Annotated in this window: 19 protein-coding genes; 6 read left to right on the top strand and 13 right to left on the bottom strand. The window is 33.6% G+C overall.

Features of this window, described 5'->3' with window-relative positions; translation table 11 throughout:
* Window positions 1–107: 107 nt before the first annotated feature.
* A complete protein-coding gene (locus UH7x_RS05510; RefSeq protein ID WP_482362720.1) occupies window positions 108–2,279 on the bottom strand; it encodes a TonB-dependent receptor in 2,172 nt (723 codons plus the stop codon).
* Between the two features lie 305 nt (window positions 2,280–2,584).
* Between UH7x_RS05510 and UH7x_RS05515 the strand changes: the two genes are divergently transcribed.
* On the top strand, window positions 2,585–5,065 hold the full coding sequence (locus UH7x_RS05515) for a hybrid sensor histidine kinase/response regulator (RefSeq protein ID WP_482362721.1): 2,481 nt from the start codon (window positions 2,585–2,587) through the stop codon (window positions 5,063–5,065).
* Here UH7x_RS05515 and UH7x_RS05520 read toward each other — a convergent pair.
* From UH7x_RS05520 to UH7x_RS05555, 8 genes are all read right to left on the bottom strand, one after another.
* The gene (locus UH7x_RS05520; RefSeq protein WP_482362722.1) at window positions 5,040–6,407 is read right to left on the bottom strand and encodes a sigma-54-dependent transcriptional regulator; all 1,368 of its coding nucleotides are present in this window, start codon (window positions 6,405–6,407) and stop codon (window positions 5,040–5,042) included. The two genes, UH7x_RS05515 and UH7x_RS05520, sit on opposite strands and share 26 nt — an antisense overlap.
* 311 nt (window positions 6,408–6,718) lie before the next feature.
* Entirely contained in the window at window positions 6,719–7,054 is a 336-nt protein-coding gene (locus tag UH7x_RS05525; RefSeq protein ID WP_482362723.1) for a hypothetical protein, read from the bottom strand.
* Between the two features lie 287 nt (window positions 7,055–7,341).
* On the bottom strand, window positions 7,342–7,746 hold the full coding sequence (locus tag UH7x_RS05530; protein ID WP_482362724.1) for a hypothetical protein: 405 nt from the start codon (window positions 7,744–7,746) through the stop codon (window positions 7,342–7,344).
* A gap of 219 nt (window positions 7,747–7,965) precedes the next feature.
* Window positions 7,966–9,504: a DUF4301 family protein gene (locus tag UH7x_RS05535; protein WP_482362725.1), complete on the bottom strand. Its 1,539-nt coding sequence runs from the start codon at window positions 9,502–9,504 to the stop codon at window positions 7,966–7,968.
* A 5-nt stretch (window positions 9,505–9,509) separates the two neighbouring features.
* Window positions 9,510–10,067: an AAA family ATPase gene (locus tag UH7x_RS05540; RefSeq protein ID WP_482362726.1), complete on the bottom strand. Its 558-nt coding sequence runs from the start codon at window positions 10,065–10,067 to the stop codon at window positions 9,510–9,512.
* Window positions 10,031–10,660: a nicotinamide riboside transporter PnuC gene (gene pnuC / locus UH7x_RS05545; protein WP_482362727.1), complete on the bottom strand. Its 630-nt coding sequence runs from the start codon at window positions 10,658–10,660 to the stop codon at window positions 10,031–10,033. The genes UH7x_RS05540 and pnuC overlap by 37 nt, the downstream gene beginning before the upstream one ends.
* Window positions 10,644–10,904 (bottom strand): hypothetical protein, encoded by a 261-nt coding sequence (locus UH7x_RS05550; RefSeq protein ID WP_482362728.1) that lies wholly within the window; start codon window positions 10,902–10,904, stop codon window positions 10,644–10,646. Before UH7x_RS05550 ends, pnuC begins: the two co-directional genes overlap by 17 nt.
* A 118-nt stretch (window positions 10,905–11,022) precedes the next feature.
* Complete coding sequence (locus UH7x_RS05555; protein WP_482362729.1) at window positions 11,023–11,658, bottom strand: 4'-phosphopantetheinyl transferase family protein; 636 nt, start codon at window positions 11,656–11,658, stop codon at window positions 11,023–11,025.
* A gap of 83 nt (window positions 11,659–11,741) precedes the next feature.
* Here UH7x_RS05555 and ahcY point away from each other — a divergent pair, with 83 nt between their 5' ends.
* Together ahcY and UH7x_RS05565 are read left to right on the top strand one after the other, a co-directional pair.
* Window positions 11,742–13,058 (top strand): adenosylhomocysteinase, encoded by a 1,317-nt coding sequence (gene ahcY / locus UH7x_RS05560; RefSeq protein ID WP_482362730.1) that lies wholly within the window; start codon window positions 11,742–11,744, stop codon window positions 13,056–13,058.
* Between the two features lie 73 nt (window positions 13,059–13,131).
* A complete protein-coding gene (locus UH7x_RS05565) occupies window positions 13,132–13,653 on the top strand; it encodes a 5' nucleotidase, NT5C type (RefSeq protein ID WP_482362731.1) in 522 nt (173 codons plus the stop codon).
* Window positions 13,654–13,671: 18 nt separating this feature from the next.
* Here the strand turns inward: UH7x_RS05565 and UH7x_RS05570 are convergent, their stop codons facing one another.
* From UH7x_RS05570 to rplU, 3 genes are all read right to left on the bottom strand, one after another.
* Entirely contained in the window at window positions 13,672–13,884 is a 213-nt protein-coding gene (locus UH7x_RS05570) for a DUF6500 family protein (protein WP_482362732.1), read from the bottom strand.
* A gap of 142 nt (window positions 13,885–14,026) precedes the next feature.
* Complete coding sequence (rpmA, locus tag UH7x_RS05575; protein ID WP_482362733.1) at window positions 14,027–14,287, bottom strand: 50S ribosomal protein L27; 261 nt, start codon at window positions 14,285–14,287, stop codon at window positions 14,027–14,029.
* A 58-nt stretch (window positions 14,288–14,345) separates the two neighbouring features.
* Window positions 14,346–15,008 carry a 50S ribosomal protein L21 gene (gene rplU, locus UH7x_RS05580; RefSeq protein WP_482362734.1) on the bottom strand — a complete coding sequence of 221 codons (663 nt, stop codon included), beginning with the start codon at window positions 15,006–15,008 and terminating at the stop codon, window positions 14,346–14,348.
* A 350-nt stretch (window positions 15,009–15,358) separates the two neighbouring features.
* Between rplU and UH7x_RS05585 the strand changes: the two genes are divergently transcribed.
* Together UH7x_RS05585 and UH7x_RS05590 are read left to right on the top strand one after the other, a co-directional pair.
* Entirely contained in the window at window positions 15,359–16,681 is a 1,323-nt protein-coding gene (locus UH7x_RS05585) for a M16 family metallopeptidase (protein ID WP_482362735.1), read from the top strand.
* A gap of 35 nt (window positions 16,682–16,716) precedes the next feature.
* Window positions 16,717–18,792 (top strand): M16 family metallopeptidase, encoded by a 2,076-nt coding sequence (locus tag UH7x_RS05590; protein ID WP_482362736.1) that lies wholly within the window; start codon window positions 16,717–16,719, stop codon window positions 18,790–18,792.
* Between the two features lie 80 nt (window positions 18,793–18,872).
* On the opposite strand, the gene UH7x_RS05595 is transcribed toward UH7x_RS05590, so the two are convergent.
* Window positions 18,873–19,625, bottom strand: coding sequence for a head GIN domain-containing protein (locus UH7x_RS05595; RefSeq protein ID WP_482362737.1), 753 nt, complete (start codon window positions 19,623–19,625; stop codon window positions 18,873–18,875).
* A 212-nt stretch (window positions 19,626–19,837) separates the two neighbouring features.
* Between UH7x_RS05595 and UH7x_RS05600 the strand changes: the two genes are divergently transcribed.
* On the top strand, window positions 19,838–20,260 hold the full coding sequence (locus tag UH7x_RS05600) for a hypothetical protein (protein WP_482362738.1): 423 nt from the start codon (window positions 19,838–19,840) through the stop codon (window positions 20,258–20,260).
* Window positions 20,261–20,315: the final 55 nt, after the last annotated feature.

Genomic DNA, 20,315 nt, shown 5'->3' on the forward strand with positions numbered 1-20,315 from the left:
TGGTTTTTCAAAATTGCTGAGCTTAACAAAAATAACAGAATATTTGAATGATAAAGGGGCAATCTATAAATAAGATTGCCCCTTAACTATTCAATTATGATATACCCTTAAAAAAGGATGCTCGCACCCAACAAAAAGTTTATACCTGCTTGGGGATAATAACCTGCTCCTTCAATAGTGGTTATCGTACCCGGTACTGAAAAATCATCATCGTAGGTATAGAAATATCCATTCGATTCATATTCAGCATTGAATATATTATTTATCAAACCAGATAACACAATACTTTTAGCGAACGAATTCATTGGAATTTCATAACTAACATTGATATCCGATTGTGAATAGGCGCTTAAAGTCGACGATTCTGCATCGATATTACCCATATACTGCTTACCAACATATTTAGTTAAAAACGACAATTGCAATTCATTTGTTGGAGAATATGAAATCTGATTACCAACAATTACATTTGGTGAAAAGGAAATATTGGTATTTCCAAGATTTTGTAACACTCCATCGCGCTCAAAATAAAAATCTTTGTTCTTATTTGTACTTAGAGCTAAATTCGGTTGCCATTTAACATATTTTCCTAGCGCAATACTAGCATCTATTTCTAAACCAATTCTGTAACTATCGCCCACATTAGCTCTTAATGGTGCTCCAACATCATTTAGCTCACCAGTAAGCACTAATTGATCAACGTACTTCATATAATAAACATTTGTACTAAGCTTCACATCTGATGTAATATAGCGCCAACCAAGTTCAAAATCATCTAATTTTTCAGGTTTAGGACTACCGCTTTCATAATCATTTCTATTCGGCTCTCTATTAGCAACGGCATATGAGAAATATAAATTACTATTTGTATTTACATCAAAGGTTACCCCGGCCTTTGGATTGAAAAAATTAAAAGTATCATCTACAATACCGGTATCTTCTCCATTAGCCGTATACCCAACCGTTCTGTATTGCAAATCACCATACACGTTCCATTTATTATTTAGTTGATAATTAGCTTTCGCAAAAATATTAAAGTCGGTTTTCACAGAACTATCATCGTAATAACGATCCAAATAGTTGCGATTGTTAGAAAATCTAGCCCAAATAATTTCACCGTAGTGATCGCCTTCATACTTATTCCATCCACCACCTAAAACAAAATCTAGCTTCTCATTCTTGTAATTAGCTGAAAAAACAGTGCCATAAAAATGATTATTAAGCCAACGTCTTCGAATTAAATCGGTTGTATTAATTTCTTGAGCATCAGCATTTATAGGTTGAATACCATAAGTTGAAAAATCGTCATCTTCTTTATATTGTTCAAAAAAACCACGTCCACGCGTGTAATGCAAAGCAATATTTGTATTCCAATTTTCAGTTAATTTTCTATTGTATAATAATTGAGCATGGTTCTGTTTATAGTCATCCACTTCGTTATTATGATATTGTGTATTACCATTTTCATCGGTATAAATTCCGGCAGAATTGAAGGTTCTATCTGTTAGTAAAGTTTCAGCATCAATACCATTCCAAGACTGATAAGTAATTTCATGTCCTCCAAAAAGTAAGGCTTTAAAAAGATTTTTATCATCTTTAAAAGTACCTTGTAAGAAATAAGAATCTAATTTTGATGAAGCACGATCAACATAACCATCTGAAGTTATACGAGACAAACGGCCCGAAATTTCAATATGCTCATTCAGTAAACCTGTGCTAAATTTAAGACTATTTCTAAGCGTATTGAAACTACCTATTGATGATGAAATCTGTCCAAAAGCATCTTCAGAAGTTGCATCTGTTAAAATGTTTAGACTAGCACCAAAGGCCCCCGCTCCATTTGTTGATGTACCAACCCCTCGTTGTAATTGCAAGTTTTCAGTTGATGACGCAAAATCGGGCATATTTACCCAAAATGTACCATGCGACTCAGAATCATTATAAGGAATCCCATTAATAGTGACATTTACCCGAGTGGCATCACTACCTCTAACTCGAATACCGGTATAACCTACTCCAGCACCAGCATCTGAGGTGGTAACTACAGAAGGCAAAAAGTTCATTAAAATAGGGATATCTTGCCCTAAGTTTCGCGGAGCGATTTGCTCTTTTGTAAAATTGGTAAAAGTTACCGGAGATTCTGAAGTGGCTCTAATTGCGGAGACAAAGACTTCGTCTAGTGCAATTTTTTTTCCTACTAAAGAATCGGCAGGTTGTTCTTGGGCCTGTGAGGCCATTGTTAAGCCAACTAAGGCTAACGTTGTGACAATAGTTTTCATTCGTACTACATTTATAGTGACGAATAAAAGGGGCTATTATTCTAAATTAATAATGATTGTTTGTTCAATTAAGAACGATAAAAAAATTCCAAACAGCGCGATAAACTACGCATTCCTTGGCAGCATTACCTGCCCAGGTTCATTGGGTATAATCTCAGCTTTTTACAGCACCCCTTTGAGATGCGGCAAATGTAAGTCGCAATATTTAGTTTTCATAAACAAATTGTATAATAATTTTAACATGCATATAAACTCTCGCACCCTTATATTCGTATATCTTTAAGACTTAGAGAAGTAAGCAACGTATGAGTAATGAAATAAATAATAAGTTTAATCCAAAGATTGTTTTTAGTTATCTCGTACTAGGGGTACTAGCAATCGTTGCCGGGTACTTTATTTATTCCGAAGTTCAAGTTTTCTTAGCTGAAGATACCGTAAGTAAAAACGACCATAAGCTCTTAAAAACGGGAGTATTGGTAACTAAACTTTACGAAGCAGAAAGTCTATCCAAGTTAGCTTTACAAACAAAATCTACTGAGAATTTTGATGCCTATGCGCAAAAAATTGATTCCATATACAGCGAAATAGACACTTTAAAATCGTTTACCAATAACGAAGAACAAAAACTTAAGCTTGATAGTGTTATTACGCTACTAGAACAAAAAGTAGCAAACAACAATGAGCTAATAATATTGAGTTCAAAAAACAATGGTAATAATTCCATTGAAACCGCCTTAAAAGAAATAGATAAGATTGAAGAATCTTATGGAAAATTTTCTGCTGAAAATCTATTTTCAAAATTTGATCAGTTTTCTCCTAATTTGCAAAAATCGCTTCGAGAATATGCTGCACTATTAAGTAAAAACTCGCCTACAAATACCGATGGTAGTGAAAATGCAGCATATATAGATTCTATCCTAAAGGAGTCTAAACTTATTCTAGAGAAAGCGCTTAAAGAAAGTACTAAGACACAACGCTCGTTAGCACAAAAAGAAATACAGATAACTAGAAACGATCAAGAAATTACCCAGCAATTGCAAGAAATTATTTCGAATTTCGAACAGGACATCATAATAGATTCCTATTCAGAAAGTCTCGCAAAAAAAGCAGCTTTACGACGTAGTATACGTTGGGCAGGAATGGCCGCTATTCTTGCATTTATTATAGTAGGAATATTTTCGTTTTTAATTAATAGGGATTTTTGGAAAATACAAACCTACCAGCGTCAATTAGAAAAAGAGAAAAAGTATTCCGAATCTCTTTTACGTAGTAGAGAACAATTAATATCTACTGTAAGTCATGATTTACGTACGCCCTTAAATACTATAAGTGGCTATGCAGATTTAATGGATAATACCGACTTAACTTCTAAGCAAAGTGAGTACATCAAAAATGTAAAATCTGCATCGGCATATGTAGACAACCTAGTCAATGATCTTTTAGATTTTTCCAAACTAGAAGCTGGAAAGCTCAATATTGAAAAAGTACCTTTTATAGCAGCTCATTTAATTCAAGAAACAGCTGAAAACCTTCAAGAAATATATAAGAATAAAAATTTAAAATTAAATTTAATTCTTGATGAAAATCTACAAAAAACATATTTAGGTGATCCTTTTAGGATACGTCAGATTCTAACAAATTTAATTGGAAATGCGTACAAGTTTACCGAAGAAGGTTTTATTGAGATTAATGCCAAAACAGTTTCGAAAAAAGGAAAAAACAAGACCTTACAAATTGAAGTGACTGATACAGGAATTGGCATCCCTAAAGAAAAACAAGAATTAATATTCAAGGAGTTTTCTCAAGCGGAGTCCAATACCGATAAAAAATATGGTGGGCATGGACTAGGCTTAACAATATCGAAAAAATTAGCTGAATTACTAGAAGGGTCATTAGGTCTAGAAAGTACCGTTAATAAAGGAAGTACATTTAAATTGGAACTGCCTTTAGAATTAACGAATGAGCTCAAAAAGTCTACTAGAGAGACACCATACTTAGCTCCGAAGTTACGTATGCTAATTATTGATGATGACACTGCGTTACTTCACATGCTAAAGGAATTGGCCGAAAGCATGAAAATAACAGCCCATACTTTTACTAACTTTTTACAAATTGAGAAAGATTCTCATTTAGCTTATGACATAGTATTAACAGATATTCAAATGCCTCAAATTACCGGTTTTGAGGTACTTCACAAATTAAAATCTGGTGATTACAAACACTACAGTAAACAACCTATCATTGCCATGACAGGTCGTAGAGATTTAGAAAAGGATGCTTATACTTCAATTGGTTTTGCAGAAGTAATTAAAAAACCATTTTCTAAACAAGAATTAATTACGGTTCTAAAATTAATGGGTATTGAGACCCAATCATCAGAAGATAAAAAGCCAATAGAATCAACTGCTAATTCCGATAGCACTATTAAAGAACCCTATAGTCTAGATTTCATATACTCTTTTTTAGGAGAAAACGAAGATGCAATTAATGAAGTTTTGGTCACCTTTTTAATGGACACAGAAACCAATATGCGCCTGTTAGAAGAAACTATAAATAGCTTAGATCAAAAACAAATAAACCATGTAGCACATCGTATGCTACCAATGTTTAGACAGTTAAAAGTAAATTCTGTTATTCCTATTTTAGAAAGACTTGAGCTTTTAAAGGAATCATCGACTAATAGTTATACACTTCAGAAAGATTTGAAGACTTTAAAAGAAAATGTTGGCATTCTTGCTAAAGCGTTAAAACGACGCTTGTTTAAAGATCAAGCTTATAGTGGTTAATTTTATTATATAGAGTTTTACGAGTAACCTGCAATAACTTAGCAGCTTTTGATTTATTAAAATTTGTTTTTTTCAATGCCTTTAATATCCGGTCCTTTTCAAACTCAGCTTTCGAGAAATTTTCAACGACGGAATCTTTAGCAGCAGGATTCACGACTTCTTTAGGCAAAGCACTTAGCAAAATTTCATCTCCAGTAGTTAATAATACCGCTCGTTTTACAACGTTTTTGAGTTCTCTTAAATTTCCAGGCCACTGATAATTTTGAAAAGCATCCCACACTTCGGTTGAAAAGCCATGAACATTTTTATTTAAATTTTCATTTGCTTCCCCTAAAAAACGATCGGCAAACAACATGAGGTCTTCAAAACGTTCTTCTAAAGAAGGGATTTGAATTGAAAATTCATTTAATCTATGGTATAAATCTTCACGAAAAGTTCCATTATCAACTGCATCATTTAAATCTTCATTAGTGGCTGTAATTATTCTTACATCTACAGCAACTTCATTAGTACTACCTACTTTTTTTATTTTTCGCTCTTGTAAAGCTCTAAGTAAATGCACTTGATTATCATAAGAAAGGTTTCCTACTTCATCTAAGAAAAGAGTCCCTCCATTAGCAGCTTCAAAATTTCCAATCTTATCGGAAATAGCTCCTGTAAAACTACCCTTTATATGTCCAAAAAATTCACTAGCCGCCAATTCTTTAGGTATAGCACCACAATCTACAGCTATAAATTTAAAATTACTTCGTGCACTATTATCATGTATAGCTTTTGCTGTAACTTCTTTTCCAGTACCACTTTCACCAGTAATTAGCACGGACATATTAGTTGGAGCTACTAGCTTAATATATTCTTCTAAAGTTTTAGAAGCTTCACTAACTCCTGAAACCACAGCACCATTATTAGAAGTAATCTTCCTTTTAACCTCAGATTCAACAGCTTTGTTAGAGGTAGTATTTAAAGAATCTTGTTCCTGTATATTAACTTTTAATGCCGATTCTACAACTTTTAAAATATCATCTGGGGTAAAGGGTTTAGATATATAATCGTAAGCTCCTTGTTTCATAGCCTTTACAGCAGTTCCTACCTCAGCATAACCAGTCATTAAAACAACCTGTGCCCTATTGTTTTTAGCTTTTATTTCAGTTAATAACTGAATTCCATCATAATCGGGAAGTCGTAAATCAGTAAGAATAACATCAAAATTAGTTTCTTCAATTTTCGATTTAGCATCGGGTGCGGTGTAACTAGTATCCACATCATACCCTTTTCTAGTCAAAAACTTTTGAAGCATTTGGCAGAAGGCAGTGTCGTCTTCAATTATCAAGATGTTTGGCATAAAACTTCTTAGGTTTACTTATGTACGTAAATATAACCCAAGAAAGCTGTCATGTACTTAAAATAATACTAAAAAGTAGTAATAATCGATTAAAAACAAAAAAGGCTTAAATACTCATTATGAAGACCTTAAATAAGCAGAAATGTTGAAATACAAAGTAAAATTAATTTCAATTTATCCTTTTCTTAGAACATATGATTCCATAAGATGTTTATGGCAAAAATGATAACACTATTAAATATAGAAAGGGGTTGCTGTTGCAACCCCTTTCTGACCAAACCAACTTGATACAAAACAAATAACTCAAGTTATTACATTTCAATCCAGTTTCCATTATCATCAGCATACAAAGTACCAGCAGTACCATCTTCTAGAGATACTTCTAATTTGTATTGCTTAGACTCATTTATATAAGCCTTATCTATGCTAGCAGTAGGGTAGTTTTTTGATACAGCCTCAGTAACAGCTTCTGGTAATTCTTCAGCAGCGATTTCAGAGAAATTGTCTTGTGTAGCAACTACATCTGATTCATCAATAGCCTCAGTAGCCTCAACAGCAGTTTCTGTTGCTTGCTCAGTTACTTCGTCTTGAGCGAAAGCTGTCATAGTTCCCATACTCAATGCTAAAACAAAAATTATTTTTTTCATGATTCTTTAATTTTATAATTATACTCTTAATACCTATAGAAAATATAATACCAAAGTTGACTAATATTTTATTATACTGATTTACAGTGTTTTACGCAAAATAAACAAAAGGAAGACTGTGTAAAAGTGTATACTTATGCCCCAAAAGCGTATAAAATATACGCATAAACCCCAATCTTAGACTATTTAGCTACAATAAATAATTAAGTCTTATAACTACCAAAAAAAAGCCCCCGCATTGCGGAGGCTAATTTTGTATTGTAACAAGTTAAACGAAAGCTAATAGCTTACATTTCTATCCAGTTACCTTCAGCGTCTGCATATAATTCAGCAGTTTCTCCATCAGCTGTAGCAACTTCTAATTTGTACTGAGAACTTTCGTTAGTGAAAGCCTTTGAAATAGTCGCTCCTGGGTGAGCAGCTTCTAATGCAGTAGTAACGGCTTCAGGAACTTCTTCTAATGCAACTTCGTTAAAACCTTCCTGAACTTCAACAGCCTCTTCAGCAACAACCTCAGTTGCTTCTTCTGTAGCCTCTTGAGCTGATTCAGCAGCAGCTTCAATAGCCTCTGTTGCATCTATCGTAGCTTCTTCAGCTACAACTTCTGTTGCTACTTCTTCAGCAACTACTTCTTGTGCAAATGCAGTTAGACTACCTAGAGACATAACTGATACTAATACTAATTTTTTCATTTTCTGTTTTATTAAAATTTTTATTTGTTTTGATAATCACTTTCATATATGGGAAAATGATGCCAACAGATTTTAAAGTGAAAAAATTGTTGTAAAAGTGTGAATATCAGAAATATACATTTATTTTGAAACAAACAAAGAATGTGTATTGATGTGTAATAAACAAGAAAAGTGTGTAAGGTTTACACACTTTTCTTTTAAAAAAATTTGATAAAAATATTAACCAACCTGATGAGCAGGTTTCAATAAATCATTAACGGTTTTAACGGGATTAAAAGTTATTAATGGCACCTCAACGAATATAGTATTCCAAAAAGCCATCGCACCATTCCAAAGTCCGGGTAATTCTAAAGCCTTTAAATCTTTACCATCTTTTGTTTTCTGAGCAATAAAACCTTGCTTAGGATCTACAAAATTTAATAAGTTGAATTTATCACCTTTATAATTTCGAACTCCACAAATTAAATCAACCGGATTAAAGTGTGTTGAATTCTTAAGTATATCAACTTGTCTTGAATTAGACATATCTATTTGTGCTGATTCTATAATTTGTAAGGAAACATGGTTTTTAGCATCGATAATCCAAAATGGTCCGCCACCTGGCTCTCCTTCATTTTTAACCATACCACAAACTCGTATTGGTCTGTTCAATTTATCTTTTAATACAAGAAGTTGCTCAGAAAGACTAAAATCTTCATAAGAATCTAAAAAATAGGCGTTCAATTCGTTTTCAATAAACTCTTTTATTTCAATTGTATCCGCAGCACTCACAGAATCTTCGTCAATGGCTTTGGCATAAACAAAGGCTTTTTCTTGTACCTTAATTAATTGTCCTGCTAGTATTTTATTACTTTCAGCAATGTCATCTGCATATTTAGATACAGCGACATTATCTATATTTTTAATAAAAATTATATCAGCGTCCTGATCATTCAAATTCTCTATTAAAGCTCCATGACCGCCAGGTCTAAATAATAATGACCCATCAGCATTTCTAAAAGGTTTATCATCTAAATCTACTGCTATTGTATCTGTTGCAGGTTTTTGATTCGAATAACTTACATTGAATTTTGTGCCGGTTGCTTTAGTAATATTCCCATTAGATTGCTCATATTCCTTAGCGAACATAGCATCATGTTGCTCTGAGATAGTAAAATGCAGGTTAGCCAACCCATTTGCACTAGCATAGGCAACAGACTCATTCAAATGCTCTTCAAAGGGAGTTGCAGCGTGACTTCCATATTTATGAAAAGGAAGTAATCCTTTTGGAAAGAAACCATAGTTTAATGCATTTTCGGACATCATCTCGTTAACAAAGGCATACACCTCTTCCCCTTTTGAAGTTGATAGATTTCCAATTTTATTTTTTACCAAATCATAAAATGGAAAATCTGTTAAGCCGTCTGCAAATTTTTGCATGGCGCTATCATCAGTTCTACTTACATAGGTATCAAAATCTTCTTCTGCAGCATTATAATTATCTAAAAAATTAAACAAAGACTTAAACATTCTAGACGCTGCGCCAGAAGCGGGTACAAATTTTAAAAGGGATTTATGCTGTCTATTAGATTCAAAATTCTGAATAAGAGCTTGCTCTTCTTCAACTGTAAATTTTAAAATACCTTCATTTACAATTGCGGCACTTCGTAAGTTCACAAATGGTATTCCGTCTCTAAAAGTTTCGATTTGGTCTAATACCTTATCTTTTGAAATTCCTTTTTGTTCTAATAATTGTTGATCTGTTTCAGTTAATCTCATTTGTGCTATAATAATTTATCAATCTCTTCTATTGCAGTTTTTAAACGATTTTTTTTGTCCCCCTTTAAAGTAATGAATTTTCGATTATATTTTTCTAATGTTTCTTTAAAAAAATTAAACATATACTCGCGTTCATTAGGTTTGTCTCGAAGATCATCACCAACCCATGGCACATCTATATACGTTAGCAAGTATAAGTCGTATTCATTTTCTAAAGCATGTTTTTCGAGAATGGGATCACATTCTCCAATATAATAAGCCTCGGAATACACTTTGGTTTCTAGTAAATCTGTATCACAAATAAGTACATCGGTTGCCTTTTTTGCTAACTCATTCTCCAATTTCATTTGACCTTCTGCTATTGGTAACAAATCATGGGGCTCGCAAGTCTTTCGTTCATTATTCCATTTGTCTTGTAAATATTCTCGCGCATACTCGGGTACCCAAACAGTATGATAATGTCTTGCTAACTGTTCAGATAATGTTGTTTTACCGGTAGACTCTGGTCCGAATAAAACAATTTTAATTATATCTGTAGCTTCTTGTCTAAACTTTTTCTCCATGCAAAATAGGCCTGAATGGCTAATATTGTAAATATAATATATTGAAATGAGAGCATACCCCAACCGCGATAGGCATATAAGGGAATTGTAATTAAGTCGGCAATTATCCAAAGTGTCCAATTCTCCAATTTCTTGATCGCCATATACCACATAGCAGTAAAAAACATGCCCGAAGTAACTATATCTATATAGTTAGACGGGTCTATTTCATTTCCAAATATTTTGTAAACGCCATAATTTATGCACATCGTTCCAATAAATAGAGCAACTCCAATTAATTTTTCATTAAAACTGGTACGCGAAATCTGAACAATTTTCTTGTCTTCCTTTTTTCGAGACCAATTCCACCAGCCATAGATACTCATAGCAGACCAGTAAAAATTCATCATCATATCACCAAGTAATCTGTCTCTATAGAATAGATATACAGTAATTACTGTGGCAATCAATCCTGTAGGATATACTAAAATATCTTCTTTTTTAGCATACCAAACACTCATAATACCAGTAACAAAAACAATGGCTTCTAATATTATAATATAAGTCTCCTTACCACGATAAGCGTCTAAAAAGAAATCAAAAATTTGGTTCATATTCGCTTCGGTCAGATTTTACAATTTTCATATACAACAATCCCTTGTCCATTAATTCAAATGAGGTTTTTATTTCAGAATTCAAAACACTCATAACAGCATCATAGCTACCAAATACCTGAGTACTTAATGGATTCTCTAAAATTGTAAGTCCAGATTCTCGAAGTTTCTTTATAAAATTTATGATATGAATTTCAAAATCATCTTGTAATGGTGAAAAAGTAAGCTCTACAGATATGTTCATGGTTGTTCGTTGTTCGTTGTTCGTTGTTCGTTGTTCGTTGTTCGTTGTTCGTTAAAACTATTATTTTTCTACAATGGATATTTTTTCATCACTAGCTCTCTTTCCTTTTTACTCTCCTTTAATTATTATCAATAGCATAAACCAAGGTAAAACCTTCGAATTCTAAAAATGAAATATCATAATTAGATGATTTTCCCAAATAAAGAATCTCACCTGTAGTTTCATTGTCGTCCATAGAAAAATCTTTAACGTCAATATGTCGCAAAAAACTGAGTCCAGGTTGTGCATAAATCTTATACAATGACTCTTTAGCTCCCCAAACTATGGTTAACTTTCGAATTAATGCATCAGAATTAGCAATAGTCTTATATTCCGCAATAGGCGTGAATTTATGTGCAATTCGCAGTATTTTATCTCGCTGTAATTCAACATCTATTCCTACTTCTGTTGTATCACTAATAATAATACCAGTAAAATTGTTAGAATGGGTAATAGATATTTTTTTACCATCTTTCAAATGAGGCTTACCATTTGGATCATACATGAGATCTTTATCCTCATATCCTTCAATAGCTAATAAATGTCGTATACTTAGAAATCCTCTTCGATGCATTTCAGATTTCATTCCTACCATTCTATTTTGACATTTTATCGTCAGGTCTATTGATTTAGCCAGATCAACTTCCGATTCTTCAACCTTCCAAATATGAAGAATTGTAGCAGAGTTGATCGTTATAGTTTTGTAAAGAGGCATAGTAATTTGTATCTAATTCGTACCTTCGCGACTGTAAACAGGCTAAAAACAGCCTTCGAACGAAAGTAAAAAGAAAAAAGAATATGAGCACGGAAACAGTTAGTTATGTACCTTATAAGGTTAAAGATATCTCCTTAGCAGATTGGGGAAGAAAAGAAATTGATTTAGCTGAAGCTGAAATGCCTGGTTTAATGTCACTTCGTGAGGAGTATAAAGAAGAACAACCTCTTAAGGGAGCGCGAATAGCAGGATGTTTACATATGACCATACAAACTGCTGTTTTAATTGAAACATTAGTTGCTTTAGGAGCAGATGTTACTTGGAGCTCTTGTAATATATTTTCTACCCAAGATCATGCTGCGGCAGCAATTGCTGCAACTGGCGTGCCTGTTTATGCTTGGAAAGGTATGAATGAGGAAGAATTTAATTGGTGTATAGAACAAACCTTATTTTTTGGTGAAAAACGCGAACCGCTAAATATGATTTTAGATGACGGTGGTGATCTTACCAATATGGTTTTAGATGATTATCCTGAATTAGCAAAAGCAATAAAAGGTCTGTCTGAAGAAACTACAACTGGTGTTCACCGTTTGTATGAGCGTGTTAAAAATGGAACATTACCTATGCCAGCTATAAATGTTAATGATTCGGTTACTAAATCGAAATTCGATAATAAATATGGTTGTCGCGAGAGTGCAGTTGATGCTATTCGTAGAGCAACTGATACCATGCTTGCTGGTAAACGTGTTGTTGTTTGCGGATATGGAGATGTTGGTAAAGGTACCGCAGCTTCTTTCGCAGGTGCTGGAGCTATTGTAACTGTAACTGAAATTGACCCAATTTGTGCACTACAAGCATGTATGGAAGGTTTTGAGGTTAAGAAATTAGAAACAGTAATTGGCAATGCTGATATCGTTATCACTACTACAGGAAATAAAGATATTATCCGTGCTGAACATTTTGAGGCACTAAAAGACAAAGCTATCGTATGTAATATTGGTCATTTTGACAATGAGATAGATATGACTTGGTTAAATGGAAAACACGGTAATACCAAAGATGAAATTAAGCCACAAGTAGACAAGTACACTATTAATGGTAAGGACATTATTATCTTAGCCGAAGGTCGTTTGGTAAATTTAGGTTGTGCAACAGGGCATCCTAGTTTTGTAATGAGCAACTCTTTTACAAACCAAACATTAGCACAAATTGAATTGTGGAAAAACAGTGACAATTACAAAAACGAAGTTTATATGTTGCCAAAACATTTAGATGAAAAAGTTGCTGCTTTACACTTATCTCGATTAGGTGCCGAGCTTACAGAACTTAAGCCAGACCAAGCATCTTATATTGGTGTTACGGTTGAAGGTCCATATAAACCTGAGTACTACAGATATTAATTAAACATTAAATCACTATAGAAAACCCTTGTTTAAAAGCAAGGGTTTTTATTTTTATAAAAAATTATCCGGCATGAAAATATTTGTAGACATGGACGAAGTGATTGCCGATACATACGGTGCTCACATAGACATTTACAATCAAGAATTTGATGGAAATCTAACCACAAAAATTTGTATGGGTAATGAAGTATGGAAAATGGTACCAGAGGCACATCAAGAAAATGTTCGCAAACACGCTACTAGAAGGGGCTTTTTTAGAAACCTTAGACCAATAGAACACAGTATAGAAGTACTTACCAAAATTAATGATGCCCACGAATTATACATAGCCTCAGCAGCAATGCAGTTTCCAAATTCATTAGAAGAAAAAAGCGACTGGTTAAACGAACACTTTCCGTTTATACCTTGGCAGAATATTATTCTCTGCGGACACAAGCATATATTAAGAGGCGATGTATTGATTGATGATAGAAGTTATAACCTTGAAAATTTTGATGGTCGCGGTCTTCAATTTACCTCACCACACAATGTTAACACAATTGGATTTGAACGTGTTAATTCTTGGTTAGAAGTTGCCGAAAAGTTATTGTAATTAAAAAATCCTTTTAAATTACCTTATCATTTCTTTTATCTTAACCGCTTTCTCAAAATGATTTAGCTTATTCTCTAATATCCACCATTGAGCCACTTGCATCAATAATTCTGGATTATCATTTTTATTAGCAAAAAAAGCATAAAATGACAACCCAACATTTGTTCCTTTAGAAGCTATTTTAGCATCGCAAACTTTAATGATTTTATCTCGAATTGAATTGTCTAGCACTAATTATGATTTTAATATTGAACAAATTGTGGTATAGTAAATATAAAATTGCACTAAAATAAGAAACCTCTCTGTTCCCAGAGAGGTTTCTATCCCATCATTAAATATGCAGGGATATTCTGATTTTAAAAAGGAGATTCTTTTAAGCTTCAAATGGCTCAATAGAAACAAATGATTTTCCGCCAGCTTTCTTTTGAAACTGTACAATACCATCAACCTTAGCGTGTAAAGTATGATCTTTACTTACATAAACATTTTCCCCTGGATTATGAACTGTACCACGTTGGCGAACGATAATATTACCAGCTATTGCAGCTTGACCACCAAAAATCTTAACACCTAAACGTTTCGATTCTGATTCTCTACCGTTCTTCGAACTACCTACACCTTTTTTGTGTGCCATGATAAATAATTTTAGTTCAGTTCTTTGCGTTTCATCAAAGTCCCGATATGATTTATAATTAAGCTTTACCGCCGTCTAATTCGTCTTGCCATTTCTTCAACTCATCCCACTTACCATCAGCAGCTAATTGTGCTTGTGCTGGCCAAGTATCAGTCACGTGATTACCACGAACATCAGCAATTATTTCAGAAATTTTCTCTGGTGTTGATTTTGCCAAATCAGCAAAAGTAGCAATACCAGCTTCTACTAAAGTAGATGCAATTTTAGGACCAATTCCTTCGATTTTTTTCAAATCGTCAGCTTTAGCAGCTGTTTTCTTTGGTGCAGCAGCTTCCTTTTTTGTTGCAGCTGGCTTAGCAACCGCTTTTGGTGCAGCTTCTTTTTTAGCCGGTGCAGCTTTTTTAGCTCCTTTAGCAACAATACTTTCAATAACAATCTCAGTCAAAGACTGGCGATGGCCATTTTTCTTTTTGTAACCTTTACGTCTTTTCTTATGAAAAACGATTACTTTATCACCTTTAAGGTGCTGAACGACTTTAGCCTCTACAGCTGCGCCGTCTATAGCCGGGGCGCCAATAGTTACATTCTTACCGTCATCTAAAAGAAGAACATTGTTAAAAGTTACCTTTTGACCTTCTTCTGTTTGTAAACGGTGAACATATACTTTTTGGTCTTTCGCAACTTTAAATTGCTGCCCTGCCATCTCTACAATTGCATACATAGCGTATATATTAGTTTATTTATTTAACTTACCTTTTCAATAAGCGGATGCAAATATACTGCTAAATCGTTAATGTACAAGCGAAAGCAGGAGATTTTAGATGATTTTTTTATCTAATTAAAATAGAACAAAAAAGACCGTAGAAGTCTACTCATTTTAAATTCGACTTTATAGCGGTATAATACATGCTGAAATCCATTAATTTTCAGTAAATCAATGTTTTATAAACCCGATAAAATCTTGTTAAAGCGAACATCCAAACCTTTAAGTATATTCAAAAAAATTATATTCGTGTAACATTTCCTTCAAAAGAAGTACTAATTATCACAAGAACTAAACACAAGAACACTATGAACTTAAAACTACGCTTTGCCGCACTGTTATTTACTACAACTGCAGGTTTATTGGCACAAGAAGTGGCTTACGAAGAATACGACCTCGACAATGGCATGCATGTAATTCTGCATCAAGACAATGCTGCTCCTGTTGTAACTACCTCCGTAATGTATCATGTTGGAGCCAAAGATGAAGATCCAAGTAAAACAGGTTTTGCTCATTTTTTTGAACACCTTCTTTTTGAGGGTACAAAAAACATAGAAAGAGGTGAATGGATTAAAATAGTTTCCTCCAATGGCGGCCAAAACAATGCTAACACTACGCAAGACCGCACCTACTATTACGAAGTCTTTCCTTCAAACAAACTAGAATTAGGCCTCTGGTTAGAATCTGAGCGATTAATGCATCCTGTTATTAATCAGATTGGTGTGGATACACAAAAAGAAGTTGTTCAAGAAGAACGTCGTATGCGATATGACAATTCACCGTATGGAAGGTGGCAAGAACAAATGGGAATACATCTTTTTAAAAAGCACCCGTATAAATGGCAAACCATTGGATCACTAGAACATTTAGCTAGTGCTAGTTTAGAGGATTTTCAAAATTTCAATAAAAAGTATTATGTGCCAAATAATGCAGTATTAGTAGTTGCAGGTGATATTGATATATCGGATACCAAGAAAATGATTAAAGATTATTTTGGGCCAATTCCAAAAGGAGCAGCAATCAACAGAAAACATATAACTGAAGACCCAATAACACAAACTATAACAGCTAGTTACAAAGACCCCAATATTCAAATACCGGCGGTTTTTGCGGGCTACAGAACACCGAAAAGTACAGATAGAGATGCCTATATTCTAGATATGATATCAACATATTTAAGTGACGGCAAAAGTTCTAAACTATATAAGAAATTAGTTGATGAAGAAAAGAAGGCACTTCAAGTATTTGCTTTTAATATTACACAAGAAGATTATGGCACCTACATAATAGGTGCTTTACCACTTGGTGAAAACACGTTGCCCGACTTACTATCTGAAATTGATGAAGAAATTTTAAAAATTCAGAACGAATTAATTTCAGAAAAAGATTATAAAAAAATACAAAATAAGTTTGAAAATCAATTTGTGAACTCTAATAGCAGTATTTCTGGTATTGCGAATTCACTTGCTCGCAATTATATGCTGTATGATAACACTGCATTGATAAATACCGAGATTAATATTTATAGATCAATCACTCGCGAAGAAATTCAAGTAGTGGCCAAGAAATATCTAAATAAAAATCAACGTGTTGAATTAGAATATTTACCTGGAGAACAAGCAGGAAAATAATCTTCTTTTAAAAATCTCACGAAAACACATTTACAATGAAAAATTATATCTTATTACTAATAATACTATTTACAAGCGTCACCCATGCCCAAGTTGATCGCAGCAAACAACCAGAACCAGGACCAGCTCCAGAAATAAATTTAAAGGAACCACAGCGGTTTGATCTTCTAAACGGACTTAAAGTAATGGTTGTTGAAAATCATAAATTACCAAGAGTCTCTGTTCAGTTAAGAATTGATAACCCGCCAATTTTGGAAGGTGATAAAGCTGGGGTTTCCAGTATGACAGCTAGTCTTTTAGGCAAAGGCTCTACAACTATACCGAAAGATATTTTTGAAGAAGAGGTTGATTATATGGGGGCTCGCATAAATTTTGGTTCGCAAAGTGCATATGCTAGTTCTTTGAGTCAATATTTTCCAAGAATTTTAGAATTAATGGCGGATGCTGCAATACATCCAAATTTTAATCAAGTAGAATTTGACAAAGAAAAAGAAAAACTACTTACGGCTTTAAAGAGTGAAGAAAAAGATGCTAACGCAATTGCGAATAGAGTGCAAAATGCACTGGCTTTTGGAACAGATCATCCGTATGGTGAATATGCTTCCGAGCAATCTGTGAACAAAATTAAACTTACCGACGTTCAAAGGTTTTACAGAGACTACTTTGTTCCTGCAAATGCATATTTGGTTATTATTGGTGATGTGAATTTTGAAGAAACAAAAGAACTAGTCGAAACGCATTTTACTCCATGGACAAAAGCAGTTCCTCCTTCTTTCTCCTATTCGAAACCTACTGACCCCTATTATACTCAAATCAATTTTGTTGATGTACCTAATGCCGTTCAGTCGGAAGTGTCTGTTCAAAACTTGGTCAACTTAAAAATGGCAGACGACGATTATTTAGCGGCATTATTGGCAAACCAAGTCTTGGGCGGCGGCTCACAAGGAAGACTTTTTCAAAATTTAAGAGAAGACAAAGCCTACACGTACCATTCGTATTCCCGCATTGGAAATGATAAGTATGCACAAAGTATTTTTAGCGCAGCTGCAAGTGTTCGTAACGCTGTAACCGACAGCACAGTAACTCAAATTTTAAATGAAGTTGATAAAATAATTAAACAACCCGTTACCGAGCAAGAATTAAAGGATGCAAAAGCTAAATATATAGGCGGATTTGTTATGGCATTAGAACGACCTGAAACCATGGCGCGTTACGCAATTAATTTAGCTACTGAAAATTTACCAAAAGACTTTTATCAAAATTACTTAGAAAATATTAATGCAATAACTGTTGAAGACGTTCAAAAAGCAGCACAAAAATACTTTTCGTCAGATAAGGCTCGTATTGTAGTGAGCGGAAAAGGTAGCGATGTATTAGAGAATTTAGAAAAAGTAACTTTTAATGGAAAAGTAGTCCCAATAAAATATTTCGATAAATATGCTGAGCCAACAGAAAAGCCAAATTATAATTCAGCTTTACCAGAGGGAATTACAGTTCATTCGGTTATTAATAGGTATTTCGAGGCTATTGGCGGTAAGGAAAAAATAGACAAAATTGAATCGCTACTCTTAGTTTATGAAGGTGAAGCAATGGGCAGTAAAATTAAAACAGAAGAAAGAAGAACAGCCGATAAATACGCACAAACCACATTCATGAATGACAACCCAATGATGGGAATTGTAGCAAAAGGTGACGAATTATTTATGAAACAAGGTGCAAACAAAATGCCAATGCCCCCTGAAATGGCCGCCGATTTAAAAGGCGCTATGGGGGTTTTCCCTGAACAAGGAATTCTAGCTACAGGAAAAGCAAAATTATCAGGAACGGAGGAAATCAATGGCAAAAGCGCTTACAAAATTGAAGTCCCCGGCACTAGCATTCAAGCTACTTATTACTACGATGTTGAAACAGGTTTTAAGGTAAAAGAAGCTTCAGTAATAAATGTTGGCGGCCAGACTCAAAACCAAGAGACCACAATGAAGGACTATACTGAATTTGAAGGCATACTATTCCCATCAACAAAAAGCACAATGATGGGACCGCAGGAAGTAGAAAGCAAGCTATTAGAAGCAATAATCAATAAAAACGTTACTGATGCCGATTTTGAATAATAAAATATTAAGTAATTGAGAATAACAAAATAGACCTGCACAATTGCAGGTCTATTTTATTTACTCAAAAGTTTTGAAAATTACCCTATTTTTCTAATTGTAGCCTCACCGATAACAATTCCGCGATCAACATTAGGACTTCCTTGATATGTAATATGAGTCTCTCCGTAACAGGTAACTTTTAGTTTTTCGGTAACATTAACCCTAATATCACTTTCACCATAAGCAGTAATCTTAGTCAACTCATTATCAATAGCAATAGTATTTACTTTGCTCTCACCATATGTTATAAAACGCTGATTCGCCACTGAACCTTTTTCAATTTCAAAGTAACTCTCACCATAAATTGTCACTTTCATTCTAGCCAAATCAACTTCCGACATGTAAATTTGTGATTCTCCATAAATTCTTAAGGTGAACTCTTTTTGATTAATTTTGCTTTTCACATTAATTCGCTCTTCACCTCTTACCGATAGCATATTCAAAGTTTTATAGGTTACAGTTGCACGAACTTTAGTACCATTGTAAATGGACTTACCAGAATTATAATTTTCACCATTTACCTTCTCACTTTTGGTAACCATTTTAGCACCATCCAAATAAATACGTAATGTACTACCTTCTACTTCAATATTAATTTTATCATCTGAAACTCCCGCTTCATCAATACGTACAGACTCTTCACCACCCTTAATTAAATTAACCGCTATGTGTGGACTGATAATTATTTTATTGAAATGCCCTACATTGTATTTGTTGTCATTTTGTTGCGAAATAGCCGGACTCACAACAAATAAAATAAGCACCATTAATTGAAAAATATTCTTCTTCATCTTAAAATTTTAAAATTCGATTTATTTATTTAAAGACTATGCTATTTATTAATTGTTACAGTTTCAATAATTTAACATGAAAACAATTGGTTTAAGAGCACATCACAAACTATCTCCAATAAAATACAGACCATTAGAATAATAAAGGTTTTAAATCCTTTTCTGCAAATTCAATGAATGCGCTATCTTTGAAAAAGATAAGCTATAATATCATGAAGAAAAATATAATATATTCCCTTATAATAATCGCAATGATTACTATTTCTTGTAAAGAGGAAAAAAGTGCTGAATCAAATCAAATAAGCAAAGTAATGGCCATTCATGATGAGGTAATGCCAAAAATGGGCACTATAGGAAAAATGGTGGGTGAATTGACAGCACTTGAAAATGACAGCACGAATATTAATAAAGGATACGAAAAAGCTAGAATAGACCTTCAAGACGCACATAAATCTATGATGGATTGGATGAAGGGCTTTGGAGACCGCTTTGATTCAGATGAAATTCTTAATGGCAAGGCTCTAACTGAAGAAAAGCAAAAATGGCTAAATGAAGAAGAGGAGAAAGTAAATGCTGTAAAAGAGAAAATTAATACAAGTATTGCAAATGCTGAAAAATTATTAGCAAACCAATAAGTCTCAAATTTTATTAGCTTCTAACGTAAGTCATCGAATATAATCAATGATTATA

It is taken from the genome of Aurantibacter sp. UH7, from assembly GCF_056839165.1.